This window comes from Klebsiella sp. YJ (genome assembly GCF_002108615.1).
Taxonomy (GTDB): Bacteria; Pseudomonadota; Gammaproteobacteria; order Enterobacterales; family Enterobacteriaceae; genus Klebsiella; species Klebsiella planticola.
Genome location: NZ_MTEG01000117.1, coordinates 1 through 530 on the forward strand (window position 1 = coordinate 1; position 530 = coordinate 530).

Sequence of the window (530 nt, forward strand, 5' to 3'; positions counted from 1 at the left end):
TGACCTGCCCCCACGATTAGATACAACACTCAGTTAGTAACGTCGGAATCTTCATTCTCAGAATGACCCTTTCTCCAGCCCGCTGCAAATTCAGACGGTGTCTGATAATTCAGCGTGGAGTGCGGGCGGCATTCGTTATAATCCTGCCGCCAGTCATTAATAATTTTCCTGGCATGAACGATATCGCTGAACCAGTGCTCATTCAAACATTCATCGCGAAATCGTCCGTTAAAGCTCTCAATAAATCCGTTCTGCGTTGGCTTGCCCGGCTGGATTAAGCGCAACTCAACACCATGCTCAAAGGCCCATTGATCCAGTGCACGGCAAGTGAACTCCGGCCCCTGGTCAGTTCTTATCGTCGCCGGATAGCCTCGAAACAGTGCAATGCTGTCCAGAATACGCGTGACCTGAACGCCTGAAATTCCAAAGGCAACAGTGACCGTCAGGCATTCCTTTGTGAAATCATCGACGCAGGTAAGACACTTGATCCTGCGACCGGTGGAAAGTGCGTCCATGACGAAATCCATCGA

General features: G+C 50.2%; 1 pseudogene. It reads right to left on the minus strand.

The window, feature by feature from the left end:
* Positions 1-29: 29 nt before the first annotated feature.
* Positions 30-530, minus strand: a pseudogene (locus BV390_RS30455) (IS3-like element ISSen4 family transposase); the annotation flags it as partial.